Origin of the sequence: Flavobacterium sp., from assembly GCF_031422135.1 — a bacterium.
Lineage (GTDB): Bacteria > Bacteroidota > Bacteroidia > Flavobacteriales > Flavobacteriaceae > Flavobacterium.
Map to the genome: position 1 here is coordinate 1 of NZ_JANOQD010000040.1, position 16,777 is coordinate 16,777.

The following is a 16,777-nucleotide window of genomic DNA, read 5'->3' on the forward strand; positions in this document are numbered from 1 at the left end:
GTAATTTCAAATGCAGTAGTTTCTGTTTGTGTGAGCAATAGTATCACCTTATCAGCCATCAATACGCCAGCTACAATAAGCCCTTGGTTGTCTTCCAACCCAGCAATAGCAACGATTTCAAACACAGGAGTGGTTTCAGGATTAGCCGCAGGAACTACCATAATAACCTATACCGATACAAATGGTTGTCAAGATACAGAGACAATAACCGTAAGTACACTTCCAGTTATATCAGGAACACCAGTTGCTTGTGTGGCAGCTACTACTACATTATCAGCGACCAACACACCAGCGCTAACCAACCCATGGGTTTCTTCGGCTCTTGGTATCGCTAGCATTTCAAATACAGGAGTAGTCACAGGAGTTTCGGCAGGAACCACCATAATAACATATACTGATGTCAATGGTTGTCAAGACACACAAACCATAACTATAAATGCATTGCCTGTTATTTCGGGGACAGCATTGGTTTGTATTACCAATACCAGCACATTGTCAGCCACTAACACGCCTGCAGTTGGAACTGCTTGGACATCTTCCAACCCAGCAATAGCCACAATCTCAAATACAGGAGTTGTTTCAGGGTTAGCCGCAGGAACCACGATTATAACGTATACCGATGTAAATGGTTGTCAAGATACAGAAACAGTAACCGTAAATCCACTTCCAGTAATATCAGGAACGCCAGTTGCTTGTGTGGCAAGCACCACTACATTATTGGCGAGTAACCCACCAGCGCTAACCAACCCTTGGGTTTCTTCTGCTGTTGGTATTGCTACCATTTCAAATACAGGAGTAGTCACAGGAGTTGCAGTGGGGACTAGTACGATAACTTATACGGATGTCAATGGTTGTCAAGACACCCAATTGGTTACTATAAATGTATTGCCAGTGATATCCGGAGTGGCTTCGGCGTGTGTAAACAATACCACCCAATTGGCCTCTACCACTTTGCCAGCACTTACAACTCCTTGGTTGTCTTCCAATCCAGCAATAGCTACGATTAGCAATACAGGATTGGTCACAGGTGTTGCAGCAGGAACAGTGATTATAACATATACTAATATAAACGGATGTCAAGACACAGAAAATATTACCATCAATGCCCTGCCAGTAATTTCAAATGCAGTAGTTTCTGTTTGTGTCAGTAATACAATAACCCTCTTAACAGGAAACACGCCAGCTGCAATAAGCCCTTGGTTGTCTTCCAACCCAGCAATAGCTACCATTTCAAATACAGGAGTAGTTACAGGAATTTCAGTAGGAACAACTACCATTACCTTTACCAATATTAATGGATGTCAAGATACTGAAATAGTCACTGTAACCCCATCGCCAACGGCATTGATAACCTTAAATTCTGCATCTGCAGTATGTTCCGATGCGACAACAAGTCCAGTGGTAACTATAACGGGAACCCCAAATGCTACAGTAGTCTATACCGTAAATAGCACAAGAAATACCATAATTATCCCAACAACAGGAACAATTGATATTCCAACAGTACCATTAACAGCAACTACCACCTACCAATTGGTAAGTGTAGAAGATGCTTGTTTGGTAACAACAACACAATCGGTAATAGTTACTATAAACCCAAAGCCCATTCCAGCCCCAGTGGATGGTTACATTTGTTATAATCAAAGTAACAATCCTGTAGGTACATTTACAATCGATTCAAAATTAGACAATACGTTGTATGATTTTGTATGGTCTGATGTCAATGGAGTTATTGCAGGACAAACACAAAGTACATATGTTGCTATTGCAGATGGGAATTATACCGTGGAAGCCACCTTAAAAGTAGCCCCATTTTGTGCTTCAGATCCAGTTACAGTAAATGTGAGAAAAGTGTATCAATTGGAGCAAATAACGGCAGAAGTAACCACGACATATTTTGCAGATTCTCAAACCGTAACCGTAACAGTTGTTCCAGTGGGAGAGTATGAATACCAAATAGAAAACGGACCATTTCAAAGCAGTAATGTGTTTGCAAATGTGACTCCAGGAACCAAGGTAGTGAGAGCCAAGAATATTTGTAATGGATTGGAAACCGAAGTTTTCATAGTAGATTATCCCCGTTATTTTACACCAAACGGCGATGGAATACACGACACTTGGAATATTTCATCGTTGAGTGCACAAACTAATGCAAAAATTTACATCTTTGATCGACTTGGTAAATTGGTCAAACAAATACAACCATCAGGAGCAGGTTGGGATGGTAGTTTTGCAGGAAATGCATTACCATCAACGGATTACTGGTTCACTATTGAGTATGAAGAAGACAATGTCATCAAAGAGTTTAAATCACATTTCGCATTAAAAAGATAGAGTAAATTGAGATAAAAAAAACGAGCAATTGCTCGTTTTTTTTATCTCAATTAGTTTCTTAAATTATATGAAGATAACATTAAAAAGAATAAATTTACCTGTTGGGTGTAATTATTGATATAACGTGTGTTCGACTTTTTTTTGTGCAGAGAAAAACGGTACAAAACTTCTCGATACGCTTCGCTACTCGAAGTGACGTGTATCGAGAATCGTTTTTAATGAAGTTTTTCTTGTTGTCAATAGGATTTTTTTCAAAAATAACTCGAACTGACGAAAAATTATCATTAAAAACTAATTACACACAACAGGTAAATTTATACTACTTTTTTTGAATTTTTTATTGACAATAATTCTTAGGTTTACAATGAGTTTAAATTATCATTATAATAAATGTATTTTTTATTCAAAAAAAAGTAGGAGTGGAGTTAATCCTTAATTTTAATTTCAAACATTTTATCCCAATTTTTGCCAGTTACAAAAAAAGTTTTTGTTTTTGGATTGTAGGCAACTCCATTTAAAACATCAACATCTGGATGTTGTTTTACTTTACTTTTTAAATCAACCAAGTTCACCACAGCCTCAACAGCTCCTGTTTTGGGATTTATAATTGCTAAAGCATCTTTTTGATATATATTTCCATACATTTTACCATCAACCCATTCCAATTCGTTTACAGCAGGAATTTTTGTGGAACCAGAATATATTGTGAAATTATCTATCGATTTAAAAGTTTCAGGATCTAAGACCTGTATCGTTTCTGTACTATCAGTCATATATAAGTTTTTGCCATCATTAGTCAATCCCCAACCCTCCATTTTTTTAAAATAAGGCAACGTTTTTTCTTTCGCAAAAGTATCCGCATTATACACATAGCCTTCATTATTTTGATATGTCAGTTGATACACCTTATTGTTTAAAACAGTTATGCCCTCACCAAAATATTTCTCTGAAAGTTCTATTTTTTTATAAACTTCACCTGTTTTATAGTTAGTCTTACGCAAGCTTGAAATGCCACGAATCCCTGTTCCGCTTCCAGCACCATTTCCAGTTCCTTCGTATAAAGTATCACGATAAAATTCCAATCCTTGTGTATACGCTTTTAAATCGTGAGGATACGTATTTATGATGGTATAATTTAATAATCTGGGTTCAACACTTGATACTACTTCAATTCGAGCTTGAATTTCCGCGCTTTCACCTTCATAATATACTAGTACTTTAATATTTTTATAACCTAATTTTTCGTTAGCCAAATCAAATTTAAAAACAGTATTTTCTTTTATTGTAGTCAACTTTTTATCGTTGTTAAAATAAACGACAGAATCAATTTTTTTATTCTTTTCGTTTTTTATAGACAACGAAACCACATCATCAGTATGATAAAGTAATTTAAATTGTGACTCATCTATAGAAAATAAGTTTTTTTTATCCTCAGAACAATTACTAAAAAAAGACATTAAGGTTATGAATGCTAATAGGTTATATTTTTTCATTTGTCAAAAATTTGCGATTACAATATACAACACCATTTTATATAATACAATCTACTTGCAAAAATATAAAAAGATTGTATATTTGCAGCGGCAAGTCCTACACGACCAGCTCCTGCAGACTCCTCCAGGGTGGGAACGCAGCAAAGGTATGTGGTTGAGCGGTGCGATGTAGGTCGCTTGCCATTTTTTAATCTTCCAAGTTTGGAAGATTTTTTTTTGAAGCTATTCTCGCTTTTCACTACAACCTTTTGTTCAAAAACCTTTTTTTGTAACCGCCTGCAAGAGCTTCCTTTGGTCGCTTTGCATACGCCACAAAAAATAGTTTTTTTTCTCAAAAGGGTTTTCGCTTCAATCGGGGCTAGAAAGCAACATTGTCTTCAAATTCGTATCTTTGTTTCAAATACAAATCTCAAAAATATTTAATGAAAGTAGTTTTAATCACAGGAGCATCGTCTGGTATAGGAAAATCTATAGGAGAATTTCTACACCACAAAGGATACATTGTTTATGGTACAAGTAGAAATCCCGAAAAAATAAACAATTCAATTTTTCCACTTCTTGCTTTAGATGTTCGAGATATAAGTTCAATTCAAAATACTATTACACAAATTATTCAAAAATCGGGTAGGATAGATGTTATGATAAACAATGCTGGAGTTGGAATTACGGGACCTCTGGAAGAAATTCCAACGGCAGAAATCAAAAATAATTTTGAAACCAATTTTTTTGGTCCAATAGAAGTAATGAAAGCCGTTTTACCACAAATGCGTGCTCAAAAATCGGGTTTGATTATCAATATTACTTCCATTGCAGGTTATATGGGATTGCCGTATCGTAGTATTTATTCAGCTTCAAAAGGAGCCTTAGAAATTATAACAGAAGCGTTACGAATGGAAGTAAAGTCATTCGGGATTCATATAACAAATATTGCACCAGGTGATTTTGCTACTAATATTGCAGCTGGTCGTTATCATGCACCAGTTATTGTTGGCTCTGATTATGAAAAACCATATAGTACTGTTCTTGAAATGATGAATAATCACGTAGATTCTGGAAGTAATCCTAATGAGATGGCTGAAGCTGTTTACAATATAATTCAGGATCCAAATCCTAAAATTCATTATAAAGTAGGCGCTTTTATGCAGAAATTTTCGATAGTTTTAAAACGAATACTTCCTGATAAAATGTATGAAAAAATACTAATGAATCATTATAAATTGTAATTTTGCACTCGTTTTGCGTGAGTGATTAAGGCGATATCCTTTTTGAGGTACGAAAAAAGATAAAGCCGAAAGCACGACCCTAAGTTTTTTACGAAGGGTCACGCCCAAAGAAAATAAACACACAATTAAATATAAATTAAGATTATGAAATTTTTTATTGACACGGCTAATTTAGCACAAATCAAAGAAGCACAAGCACTTGGGGTTTTGGATGGTGTAACGACCAATCCTAGTTTAATGGCCAAAGAGGGAATTACGGGTAAAGATAATATTTTGAAACATTATGTTGCCATTTGTAACCTTGTGGAAGGCGATGTGAGTGCTGAAGTGAATGCACTTGATTTTGACGGAATGATTAGAGAAGGCGAGGAGTTAGCAGATTTGCACCCTCAAATTGTGGTAAAATTGCCTATGACCAAAGAAGGTATTATGGCTGCCAAATATTTTTCGGATAGAGAAATAAAAACGAATGTAACTCTTGTTTTTTCAGCAGGTCAAGCCTTATTGGCTGCAAAAGCAGGCGCTACTTATGTTTCTCCATTTATAGGTCGTTTGGACGATATCTCGACAGACGGATTAGCATTAATTGAAGAAATTCGTGAAATTTATGACAATTATGGATACGAAACCCAAATATTAGCGGCTTCGGTTCGTCATACGATGCATATTGTTAATTGTGCAAAAATAGGTGCTGATGTAATGACTGGACCTCTTTCAGCCATATATGGTTTGTTGAAACATCCTTTGACTGATATTGGGTTGGCACAGTTTGTGGCTGATTTTGAAAAAGGAAATAAATAGTAGATTTTTAATTCAATTAAAAAAGCGATTTCAGTTTTCTGAAATCGTTTTTTTAATTGAATTGATTTACTTAGTTTAATTTTTGTTCAAAATTCACATCAAATAAGCTTACAAATCCATTGTTTATTGTTCCGTCTTTATGAAGTAGCATTGCACGATGAATTTTTGTAATAACCCATTTGTCTTTAATTTCTTCAAAATTTGATGCGTGTAATTCCGTTGAATTTGTGAATTTGTATTTTGATAATTCCTCTTTCCATTTGCTTGATGAATCGTCAATATTAATCGAAATGAAATTCCAATCAGGATGTTTTTTATGCAATTCAGAAGCTCGTTTGTGTGATAATTCTAAATGTGATTTTGCCTCTGTTGAACAAAAATAAACTACTGTTTTAGTTGTGATTATTGAATTTATATCAATTGATTTACCATTAATATCAATTAAATCTACTTTTGGCAACTTCTTGTTTGGTGCTAAAAATTTTATTGATTGTTCAATTTTTTTAATTTCTTTTTGTTTTTCAATGTCTGTTGAAAGGGCAAAATATTGATCTAAAAATTGCTTGTTGTTCATCATATTTTGATCCTCTAACAAATACATAAAAGCAATGTTATTCAACATTGTATTTCTAATTTTTTTATTTGTGAATATAGAGTCTACAACATTTAATTTTTTAATATTGTTTTCAAGTGTTTTTGGATCATGCTCCTTACAAGAAAAATTATTTAGCATCGACGTTAAATAACGTACAAATGGAGAAAAAGTGGTTAATTTCTCGTTATTGAAATTTATTTCTTTTCTGAAATCATAATAGTTTTTTGGTAAATTTTTACAAATATCTTCACCAGTTCTGCTTTTGTGTGCAAACGGATAAGATTCTTTCTTTGATAGATGAGGCATATCAAGCATCGTTTTTGCATACAAATCAAAATCATCGTTCCAATTAATATCTATTTTTTTTCTAGTATAATATGCCTTTTTTGATTCATATCCTTTTTCTATAGTTGTTGAAAAAGTCTTGAAATCATAATCATATATTCCAAAAGAGGCATTTTTGTCTTCTTCATTTTTTAGAAAAAGTTCCATTAGAAAATTATTTTTTTCGTCACCACGACCACAAAATGTTAATGAATTGTCAAATTCATTGGTATTCAAACGAATCATTAAACTATCGTTTTTGTCAAAATAAATATTTTGGTATTCAGGTTCGTGTTTAAAAGTATACATTCCAGGAGAAAGCGAATCGTATCTTTGAAGAAATCTATTTTTATGATCTAATACTATGGTGTCAATAACTTCATTGTCTTTGCACAGAAGTACGAATTTTGAATTTGGATTTATAATCTCTCCTCCAAAATAAGCAACATTTTTATCTTCATTAAATACCTTATTACAGGAAATTAATGAGAGTATTGCAATTATTGAAGGTGTAAAATATAATTTTCTAAAATAGGCAACCATTGATAATTATTTATTTAAAACAAATATATTTTTTAAAAGAATATCCTGCTGTTAATGTAGCGTTAAAAATAGTCCTTAACATATTATAAAGATTACTTCTTGAAAACACTATTTTTTGTTACTTTTGCAACACTTTTATAAAAAAATAAATCAATGTTGACAGTTTCAAATTTATCAGTACAATTTGGTAAGCGAATTTTATTCGACGAAGTAAACACCACCTTTACCCAAGGTAATTGCTATGGAATTATTGGAGCCAATGGTGCTGGAAAATCTACTTTTTTAAAAATATTATCAGGCGATATTGACCCAACATCAGGACGTGTAATCCTTGAACCAGGAAAACGGATGTCGGTTTTGAACCAAAACCACAATATGTTTGACCAAAACACAGTTCTTGAAACCGTATTGATGGGGAACAAAACCTTGTTTGCTGTTAAGAAAGAAATGGACGATTTGTATGCGGATTATTCAGACGATAAAGTCGATAGAATAGGAGAGTTGCAAGTCCAATTTGAAGAAATGAATGGTTGGAATGCTGATTCTGATGCTGCAACAATGTTATCAAACTTGGGTATTGTAGAAGATTTTCACTATACCTTAATGGGAGACGTTGAAGGAAAACTTAAAGTTCGTGTGCTTTTGGCACAAGCTCTTTTTGGGAATCCTGATGTGTTAGTTATGGATGAGCCTACTAATGATTTGGATTTTGAAACCATAGGTTGGTTGGAAAATTTTCTTGCAAACTACGAAAATACAGTATTAGTTGTTTCTCACGACCGTCACTTTCTGGATGCCGTTTGTACTCACGTTTCAGATATTGATTTCAATAAAATTAACCATTACTCAGGGAATTATACTTTTTGGTATGAATCCAGTCAGTTAGCGGCAAAACAACGTGCACAGCAAAATAAAAAGGCAGAAGAAAAGAAAGCGGAATTAGAGGAATTTATTCGTCGTTTTAGCGCGAATGTAGCCAAATCAAAACAAGCTACTTCTCGTAAAAAAATGATTGATAAATTAAATTTATCCGATATAAAACCATCGTCACGTCGTTATCCAGCTATTATTTTTGAAACCGAGCGTGAAGCAGGTGATCAAATACTTAATGTACAAGGTTTGAGCGCTTCGGTAGATGGAGAGTTTTTGTTCAAAAATGTAGATTTGAATATGGCCAAAGGTGATAAAGTAGTCGTTTTTTCTAAAGATTCACGAGCAACATCAGCGTTTTATGAAATATTAAATGGAAATTTAACTCCAGATTCTGGAACTTTTGACTGGGGAATTACAACCAATCAATCCTATTTACCAGGAGACAATCACAGTTTTTTTGAAAACGATTTGACACTTGTGGACTGGTTGCGCCAATGGGCAAAAACTGAAGAAGAACGTGATGAAGTGTTTGTTCGTGGTTTTCTTGGAAAAATGATTTTTTCTGGTGAAGAAGCTCTGAAAACAGGTCGTGTTTTATCTGGTGGAGAAAAAGTTCGCTGCATGTTGTCTAGAATGATGATGATGCGAGCCAATGTTTTAATGCTAGATGAACCTACAAATCATTTGGATTTGGAATCCATTACTGCATTTAACAATTCATTAAAAAACTTTAAAGGTTCTGTTTTGTTCACTACTCACGATCACGAGTTTGCTCAAACGGTAGCCAATAGAGTTTTAGAAATTACTCCAAATGGAGTTATTGATCGTTATACTACTTTTGACGAATACCTTGACGATGATAAAATAAAAGAATTAAGAACTAAAATGTATAACTAATTTAGTCCATTATATTTTAAAACTCCAGTAAATCTGGAGTTTTTTTATGTAAAAAGGATATGATTACTATGAGATCTAACAAAAGTGTTTATAAAGCTAACTGCTACTTTATCAGTAATATTTGATAAAGACTTTTTTGTAATTCCCTCAAAAGCATCTATTTTTTGTAAATCATTGTAACTTAACTGGCTAAAACCCATTGACCAATCTGGAAATTGCCTTTCATTAACTTCTTCATTAAAAACACATATTATAGAGCGATTTCTTGTGTCCATTTTTATTAACTCAAAAAGATTTAATACCGTTTGTTTTTCTCCTTCGATAACTTGCAAGAAATCTCCATCAATGTAAAGTAGCAAACCAGTAATATTATATTTAACATTATTTGATTTTGAATGTGTTAAAAGAGTATGCAACTCATCATCAGTTAAAAGCTTTGTGGCGGAACTTAAATAGATTATTCTATACATTTTGATGATTTATGAGTTTTAATACTAAAGATAGTTAATTAATTGAATATTTTATTCAATAACATTGATTTTTTTTACTTTATAGTACTTTTCTTGCCCAGTTTGTATAAAATCTGTACCCGTTTTGTTCTGTATATTAAAATCATTAAAATTAAAACACCGACTTTTCAAACTTGGATTTATTAATTTGATGATTACCACTTTATTTTCAGATTTCTTTAAAATATTTTCTCTTTCAGTAATTACTTCTTTGAGAATTAATCCTTTTTTTAAATTGTATCCTGCAAATATTCCTGATAATGAAATTATCAATAATAGCAAGACAATAGAAGTTTGAAATCTTTTTGAACTCACATAAATTGCTTCTTTGGATTTGAAAGAGAGCACAATATAATAAACAAAAATCTGTATGAAAAACAGAAAAAATATTGTGGTTCGATGTGAAGCCATTTGAGGCATAAATGCAAATGGAGTAATAGTGCTTAATGCTACTAAAAGCCATTTGAGTTGAGTTAAAAGCCATTTTGACTTTTGTTTTATTGAAATAACTTGGGTAGAGTCTTCTTGGTTTTCTTGTCTAGAACAGCTTTGAAAGCGTATTGCAATTGCTCCAATTGCAGCTAAAATGACAAGCAGTAATGCCCGTTTGGAATAGCTTAAAAGGACAGTTAAAAATCCTTTAATTATAGACCAAAAGGATATGTAGGATGTGTTTAAATTTTCAATATTATCCATTCTTTTAAAATTGCCTGGCGCTAAGACTATAAAAAGTAATCCAAATATCAATGCTAAAAGCAGTAATGAATTGTATTTTAAACTTGTTTTTTTTGAATCTAAAAAATCAATACACATTGTTATAAGTAGTAATGTAATGACAGCAACAGATAAATTTTGTGTTGTAGAACCAATAATTATAGAGAATAAAAAAAATAAAATTTTAGATTGAATTGAAAAATTATTTTTTTGAAATCGTAAAAAAATATAAATCCAGAGGGCACCCAATAATAAATCTAGTGAATATACACCACCAGTTCCCCAATATATAGTTTCAAAAAGATGAGAATAGGAACCCAACCATAAAATAAGAGAAGTAACAATAAAGAAAATAATTTTGTGATTTGATTTTGCTTTCGAAAAATTAAGTTCTAAAGTAATGATTTTGTATAAAAACAATCCACTACCTAAAAAACAAAGGCTCCAAAATAGTGTGACAAATTCAATTTGAATGTATTTTAGAAAAAAACCTTGAAAAAAAGCAGCTAATGATAAAAATCGTCCATCCCAATTGAAATAACCTTTTATACAGTTTTGTAAAATTCCATTGGTTTCTAAATCGACCATAAAATTATAATCGTCAGCCCAATAAAATGTATTCAAATTTAGTAGTAAAATGGAAATTATTACAATTAAACTAAAAAAAGATACTAGCTTAAAAATTATTTTTTTAGGTTTTATCATTTTCTTTAACTAGTAATTAATTCTGCAACCATTCGTCCTGATTTCATTGCAGCGTTTATAGATCCATTCATTAAATAATCGCCACAAAGAAATAAATTTTCGTTGATTATAATATCAGAATTTGATAATTCGTTTGATACTTTTTCTTGGTTTGGTAAGGCGTAATTAATTCTATAAGTTTTAATCATTTCCCAATCATTAACTTGATTTCCGTACCAATTTTTTAGTTCGTTTTTTATATTTTTTGCTAAAGTTTCATCATTACTATCAGGAATTCCGTTATAGGAAACTGAAATTAAAACTTTTCCAGTTGGTGCATATTTATTAGTAACATTCGACATTACGGTCAAATTATTGACCCATTTTTTTGTTGTAGCAGCATTCAAAACAACAACAGCTTTTTTAGTTGGAGCAATTTTGGCTTCAAAATAAACATTGGTAACTTGATGGAAATTTTGTTTTGTTTTAGGAATATAATTTGAAGCAAAACCAATAGCTTCCGTTGCAATAATGATTTTATCAGTTTTGAAAGTTTGTCCGTTTTCGCAAATTATTTTGTTGTTTTCAATTTCAGAAACTTTTATATTGTAAATAATTGTGTTTTCTGGAAGCATTGCCACTAATTGCTTTGGAATTTCTTCCATACCTAATTCTGGAATGGCTGCATCGCCTTCGGAAAACATTTTCATTACAAAATCGAACATATTGCTCGATGTTTTTAAATCGTTTTCGAGAAAAATTCCTGCAAAAAATGGTTTGTAAAAACGGTCAATCATTTTTTGACTAAAACCATAATTTGATAATTGCTCTAAAGTTGATTTTTCGGTTTGTTTAAAAATATTAGAGATAGTGATTTTTACTAATTTATTTTTCAAAAAAAGTGTATTTATTTTATCTTTTAATGAACCAACTGGTGCAAAAAGTGTTGCAAATGTTGCCGATGGACGACGAAACGGATCAGCGATTTCGAATTGCCCGCCATCATAAAGCACCGTTGCTCCAGGTAAAAATTGTTTTAGTTTTAGTTTATCGTAATCCAACAAGGCTTTAGTTTCGGGATATTCTGTCAGTAAAACCTGAAAACCTCTATCTAATCTGAAACCATCAACCAGATCCGTTTTGATTCTTCCGCCAGCACGCTCGCTTGCTTCGAGAATTTGAATTTTGTATCCTTTTTTATGTAGATAAACGGCTGCAGTTAATCCTGAAATTCCTGCTCCGATTATAGTTATATTTGGTTTCATAGCAAACTTTTAATTATTTTATCATTCTTTAAAGTATCAATAAATTTTTTAGAGAAAAGTTGTGAACCATTTTTATTCAAATGTAATGTATTATAAAAAAGTTTTTTATTAAATGAAATACTATCATTCGAATAATCATAAAATGGAATCGCATATTTTTTACTTATTCCTATATAAGTATCAAGAATATGTTTTCTGTTTTTTACAAATAACTGACCATCAATGTATTCAGGCGTATAAACAAAAATTAATTTAATGTTTTTTAATTTACATTCTTTTATATAATTATCAAACAATTCTAAAGTTGCTTGGTCGAATGGAATTTCTATAAATGGAGCTAATTTTTTTGCTTTTTCAAATTCAAAGTCCCATTTTTTGTCTTGACCTTGATATCCATTGATTCTTTCAATTTTATTTTCATTATTTTGACTCATCGATATGGCAGTTTTTAAAGCATCGTGGTTTCCATAATATCTAATTAAAGGCAAATAATAATCTGTAATTTTAAAACCTTTGTAACTAATTGTTGCATTTTTAATTTTATTGTCAAACAACATATATGGTAAAAATTGTTCAGAATTTACTAAATTAGGAATTTTGGACAATGTAAAAATATCGAGAGAATGAATGATTAATTTTGGCTTCTGATTGTTTTCTAAAAATAAAACGTGACGTAAATTTTGTAACCAAAAATTGTGTCCATCTATTCCTAAATTGTAGCAAGTCATTTTTAAGTTATTGGAAATCATTGATGGATCAATTTGAACCCAAGCTCTTGAACTTCCGTATATTAAAACATCTGCATTTATTTTTTTATCTAAAATGTCATTCCATATAGAATATTCTTTATGTGCAAATGAATTTGATTTCTTTAAATTTTTTGAAATAAAAAAATCAATTATGAATGCAAAAATTATTAATGGAAATAAAAAAAGACTAATTTGTTTAATAAATTTTTTCATATTTAAAATTGAAAATAAATAAAATTTTGATCAGAACCACCAAAATAAAAAATCAATAATATTACAGTATAATAAATTGACCATCTAATTATTTTAGGCAATTTTAAATCAATTTTCGAAATTGCAAATTCCCGTTCACGACCAATCCATTCAATGTGTATAAAAACAAAAAATAATACTATTATTATTGAGTCTTGCTTGATGAATTCTGAATGATTAAACAAGTCAACCGAAAATATTTTAGTAATTAATTCAAGTTGCTAGTTTGCCAAATTAAAAAAACAAAGCGAAAGGTTTAGTAAATTTGTTTTGCTAACCAATAAACAGAACCTATGCTTTGCAAAGACAAAATTATACCAATTTTTTGTTTAATTGATGGTATTTTAAAAGGAATTGATTAAAAAAATAATGTAAGAAGACAAGTTTTTGATAGTGAAATCATTTTAACAGGGATTGTTTCATCAACAAATTTTATGGTAATCATTGTTCAGCTATTAAATTTATGAAACAGTTTGGGTTTATTCCCAATATGTTAGAACAAAGTAGATTTAACTGGCGATAGCATAAAATAAGGAAATTATTGCATAAGTTATTTGAAATTAGTTCTTATTTTAAAGATTTTGTTGTGAGATGCATAACATTATTGATTCTTTTCCAGTTGCTGTATCTAACAATATGAGACTCGAAAAAATCGAACAGGTGAAGAAATTGAAAATTATAAAATTCTTAAAGAAGAAAAATACTAAGGTTATACCGCTTGTGCCTATACAGATTATGGTTTAGAAGATGTTGCATTATAAAGAAAATTTATTTTATTAAAAATTCAATGCAAATCAAATGTTAAAAGAATAGATACTTTAAAACAAAATAATGAAAAACTAAAAATGAGAAAAAGAGTTGAAACTTCTCATTTGCTCTAGCCCTTGTTACTTCACTATACTATATTTTTTATTGGAGTTCAGTGAACTTAGTTTAAAGGGAAAATCTTTGGGTTTTGAAACCCATTTTTTCTTGGTAAAAAACAACGACCAAAGGAAGTTCGTTTTTTGACTTAGAAAAAACAGTTTCAAAACCCAAAATTTGGAATGAAAGCAGGATTTGCTTCTGAAAACCGCCAACTTGTCATATCAATTTCCCTTTAAAACCCTGAAAACTGCCAATTTGAATCCATCTTCGTATTGGCACAATGATTGTCATATTGGAAATAAGTTTATAAATAGAAAACACAATAAATTAAAATAAAACAAAATGGGAAAAATCATCGGAATTGATTTAGGTACTACAAACTCTTGCGTATCTGTTATGGAAGGACAAGAAGCAGTTGTAATTCCTAATGCTGAAGGTAAAAGAACAACGCCATCTATCATTGCATTTGTAGAAGGTGGAGAAATTAAAGTAGGTGATCCTGCAAAAAGACAAGCAGTTACAAACCCTACTAAAACAGTTGCATCTATCAAACGTTTTATGGGACACACTTTTGCTGAAACTACCGAAGAGGCTAAAAGAGTTCCTTATTCAGTAGTAAAAGGTGACAACAACACACCACGTGTGGATATTGATGGTCGTTTGTATTCTGCACAAGAATTGTCAGCTATGACACTTCAAAAAATGAAAAAAACTGCGGAAGACTATCTAGGTCAAACCGTTACAGAAGCAGTTATTACTGTTCCTGCATATTTTAACGATGCGCAACGTCAAGCTACTAAAGAAGCTGGAGAAATTGCTGGTTTGAAAGTAATGAGAATCATCAACGAACCAACTGCTGCAGCACTGGCTTACGGATTAGACAAAAAAGGTGTAGATCAAAAAATCGCAGTATACGATTTAGGTGGAGGTACATTTGATATTTCTATCCTTGAATTAGGAGACGGAGTTTTTGAAGTTCTTTCTACAAATGGAGATACTCACTTAGGTGGAGATGATTTTGACCAAACTATCATTGACTGGTTGGCAGATGAATTTAAAGCTGAAGAAGAAATTGACTTGCGTTTGGATCCAATGTCATTACAAAGAATTAAAGAAGCTGCTGAAAAAGCTAAAATCGAGTTGTCATCTTCTGCTGAAACAGAAATCAACTTACCATACGTTACAGCTACTGCTTCTGGACCAAAACACTTAGTTAAAAAATTAACAAGAGCTAAATTCGAGCAATTATCTGATACTTTAGTAAAACGTTCTATGGAACCAGTTGCTAAAGCATTAAAAGATGCTGGTTTAACTGTAAAAGATATCGACGAAGTTATCCTTGTTGGAGGTTCTACAAGAATGCCAAGAATTGCTGACGAAGTTGAAAAATTCTTTGGTAAAAAAGCATCTAAAGGAGTAAATCCTGATGAAGTTGTTGCTATTGGAGCTGCTATTCAAGGTGGAGTTCTTTCTGGAGATGTAAAAGATGTATTGTTACTTGACGTTACACCTTTATCTTTAGGAATCGAAACTATGGGTGGTGTAATGACAATCTTAATCGAATCTAACACAACTATTCCAACTAAAAAATCACAAATTTTCTCTACTGCTGCAGATTCTCAACCAACTGTTGAACTACACGTTCTTCAAGGTGCAAGAGCTATGGCTGTTGATAACAAAACAATTGGTCGTTTCAACTTGGACGGTATTCCACCAGCACCAAGAGGTGTTCCACAAATTGAAGTAACTTTTGATATTGATGCTAATGGTATCATCAAAGTTTCTGCAACTGATAAAGGAACTGGTAAATCTCACGATATTCGTATCGAAGCTTCTTCTGGATTAACTTCTGAAGAAATCGAAAGAATGAAAAAAGATGCTGAAGCTAACGCTGGAGCTGACAAAATCGCAAGAGAAAGAGTTGAAAAAATCAATGAAGCTGATAGTTTAATTTTCCAAACGGAAACTCAATTGAAAGAATTGGCAGATAAAATTACTGACGAGCACAAAACGGCTATCGAATATGCTTTGACAGAATTGAGAATGGCTCACGGTTCTCAAGATCTTGAAGCGATTCAAAAAGGATTGGACAATGTAAATGCAGCTTGGAAAACAGCTACAGAAGCAATGTATGCTCAAGGAGAACAAGGTCAACAAGCACAGCCACAAGCTGAAACACAAGGAGACGATGTTCAAGATGTGGAATTTGAAGAAGTTAAGTAATTCTTTTTTAGACAAAAAGATAATAGACTTTTAGATAATAGACTAAACCGAGTAAGAAATTTCTCGGTTTTTTTATGTCCTAAATTCTTTAACCCTTTTCGAACTCCCAAACATTTTCAAAATTACCAAAACATGCGGAAAAGTAATTGCTGCCAAAAACGAAAAGAACAAAGCATTGAATATTTTTTCATCTTTGAAAATGTAATACAAAATTGCAATTCCAAACAAAGAAGCAATCCAATAAAAAAAAGCAGATTTGAAATACAATTTGAAATTTGAAAAAGTTACATCAATATATAAATATTTAATTTGATCAATCATTGACGGAATACTGTGCCAAATAATAAAATAAATGGCAAATCCCCAAATTAAACTTGATGACAAAAAAATGATTGTGAAAACCAATAAATAAAACACTTCAAGTAAAATTT

The 16,777-nt window shown here is 31.7% G+C and carries 12 protein-coding genes and 1 other RNA gene; 6 read left to right on the top strand and 7 right to left on the bottom strand.

The window, feature by feature from the left end; translation table 11 throughout:
• Window positions 1–2,334 (top strand): Ig-like domain-containing protein (locus RMO70_RS06525; protein WP_310555621.1); only part of this gene is annotated, 2,334 nt, incomplete at its 5' end.
• Window positions 2,335–2,759: 425 nt separating this feature from the next.
• Here the strand turns inward: RMO70_RS06525 and RMO70_RS06530 are convergent.
• A complete protein-coding gene (locus tag RMO70_RS06530; protein WP_310555622.1) occupies window positions 2,760–3,827 on the bottom strand; it encodes a glutaminyl-peptide cyclotransferase in 1,068 nt (355 codons plus the stop codon).
• Between the two features lie 88 nt (window positions 3,828–3,915).
• Here RMO70_RS06530 and ffs point away from each other — a divergent pair.
• The 3 genes from ffs (at window position 3,916) to fsa (ending at window position 5,851) form a co-directional block, all read left to right on the top strand.
• Window positions 3,916–4,013: signal recognition particle sRNA small type (gene ffs, locus RMO70_RS06535), an RNA gene on the top strand.
• 236 nt (window positions 4,014–4,249) lie between these two features.
• Window positions 4,250–5,050, top strand: a complete 801-nt coding sequence (locus tag RMO70_RS06540) for an SDR family oxidoreductase (RefSeq protein ID WP_310555623.1) — start codon at window positions 4,250–4,252, stop codon at window positions 5,048–5,050.
• A gap of 144 nt (window positions 5,051–5,194) precedes the next feature.
• A complete protein-coding gene (fsa, locus tag RMO70_RS06545) occupies window positions 5,195–5,851 on the top strand; it encodes a fructose-6-phosphate aldolase (RefSeq protein WP_310555624.1) in 657 nt (218 codons plus the stop codon).
• 70 nt (window positions 5,852–5,921) lie between these two features.
• Here fsa and RMO70_RS06550 read toward each other — a convergent pair whose 3' ends face one another.
• Window positions 5,922–7,313 carry a thioredoxin-like domain-containing protein gene (locus RMO70_RS06550; protein WP_310555625.1) on the bottom strand — a complete coding sequence of 464 codons (1,392 nt, stop codon included), beginning with the start codon at window positions 7,311–7,313 and terminating at the stop codon, window positions 5,922–5,924.
• Between the two features lie 153 nt (window positions 7,314–7,466).
• Here RMO70_RS06550 and RMO70_RS06555 point away from each other — a divergent pair, with 153 nt between their 5' ends.
• The gene (locus tag RMO70_RS06555) at window positions 7,467–9,083 is read left to right on the top strand and encodes an ATP-binding cassette domain-containing protein (RefSeq protein ID WP_310555626.1); all 1,617 of its coding nucleotides are present in this window, start codon (window positions 7,467–7,469) and stop codon (window positions 9,081–9,083) included.
• Between the two features lie 44 nt (window positions 9,084–9,127).
• Here the strand turns inward: RMO70_RS06555 and RMO70_RS06560 are convergent, their stop codons facing one another.
• Genes RMO70_RS06560 through RMO70_RS06575 form a run of 4 tightly spaced genes read right to left on the bottom strand, consistent with a single transcriptional unit; the run spans window position 9,128 to window position 13,217 of the window.
• Complete coding sequence (locus RMO70_RS06560; RefSeq protein WP_310555627.1) at window positions 9,128–9,553, bottom strand: BLUF domain-containing protein; 426 nt, start codon at window positions 9,551–9,553, stop codon at window positions 9,128–9,130.
• Between the two features lie 51 nt (window positions 9,554–9,604).
• Entirely contained in the window at window positions 9,605–11,011 is a 1,407-nt protein-coding gene (locus RMO70_RS06565; RefSeq protein ID WP_310555628.1) for a DUF6056 family protein, read from the bottom strand.
• Window positions 11,012–11,016: 5 nt separating this feature from the next.
• Window positions 11,017–12,255, bottom strand: coding sequence for an NAD(P)/FAD-dependent oxidoreductase (locus RMO70_RS06570; protein ID WP_310555629.1), 1,239 nt, complete (start codon window positions 12,253–12,255; stop codon window positions 11,017–11,019).
• On the bottom strand, window positions 12,252–13,217 hold the full coding sequence (locus RMO70_RS06575) for a hypothetical protein (RefSeq protein ID WP_310555630.1): 966 nt from the start codon (window positions 13,215–13,217) through the stop codon (window positions 12,252–12,254). Before RMO70_RS06575 ends, RMO70_RS06570 begins: the two co-directional genes overlap by 4 nt.
• 1,248 nt (window positions 13,218–14,465) lie before the next feature.
• Between RMO70_RS06575 and dnaK the strand changes: the two genes are divergently transcribed.
• A complete protein-coding gene (dnaK, locus tag RMO70_RS06580; protein ID WP_310555631.1) occupies window positions 14,466–16,346 on the top strand; it encodes a molecular chaperone DnaK in 1,881 nt (626 codons plus the stop codon).
• A 72-nt stretch (window positions 16,347–16,418) separates the two neighbouring features.
• On the opposite strand, the gene RMO70_RS06585 is transcribed toward dnaK, so the two are convergent.
• On the bottom strand, window positions 16,419–16,777 hold a 359-nt coding region (locus RMO70_RS06585; RefSeq protein WP_310555632.1), incomplete at its 5' end, for a Brp/Blh family beta-carotene 15,15'-dioxygenase.